This is a genomic window from Flavobacterium pygoscelis, from assembly GCF_023162025.1.
Lineage (GTDB): Bacteria > Bacteroidota > Bacteroidia > Flavobacteriales > Flavobacteriaceae > Flavobacterium > Flavobacterium pygoscelis.
In genome coordinates this window covers 1-485 of record NZ_JALNUB010000041.1, presented here as the reverse complement: position 1 = coordinate 485, position 485 = coordinate 1, and the positions used below count along the sequence as shown (strand labels likewise).

The window sequence follows — 485 nt, the reverse complement described above, 5'->3', positions numbered from 1 at the left end:
TAGTTTGCCTTTCCCTATTGCATAAGTAGAATCTGGCTTTAGTGAAGAAAGGTAATCAATTTCAGCATACTCATATCTGCAATCTCTTGAAAGACCAAAATAATACTTACGTCCTGAACAAACAAGACTCTTTTCATTAAGATGTAATCCTGAAACAGTATAAAATCTTGTAATTGGCTCCCTCGCATCACGTGTAAAAAAGCCCCATCCTTCTGGAAGAATTTTAGTAAGAACTATTTGCTGACTTAGAGGCAGGTTGATAGGTGATCTAAAGGAAGAAAATATCAAAAATATAAGAAAAAAAACCCAAATACTAGATATAAAGTATAATACTATTTTTTTAGTCATGTCTTAATTACGGTTGTAAATAAGGAAAAATCGCGAGATCATGAATCATCATTTCAGTATCCATCGCCATTCTTGTGAGATTTTTCGTAGGTTTTGAAAAATTAAGGTTTCCATATCTCGTAACATTAACATATAAC

At 32.2% G+C, this 485-nt stretch carries 1 protein-coding gene; it reads right to left on the bottom strand.

Annotated elements, in window-relative coordinates; all coding sequences use genetic code 11:
- The coding region (locus MW871_RS16285; protein WP_248429439.1) for a hypothetical protein at positions 1 to 348 on the bottom strand (348 nt) is incomplete at its 3' end.
- Between the last annotated feature and the right edge of the window lie 137 nt (positions 349 to 485).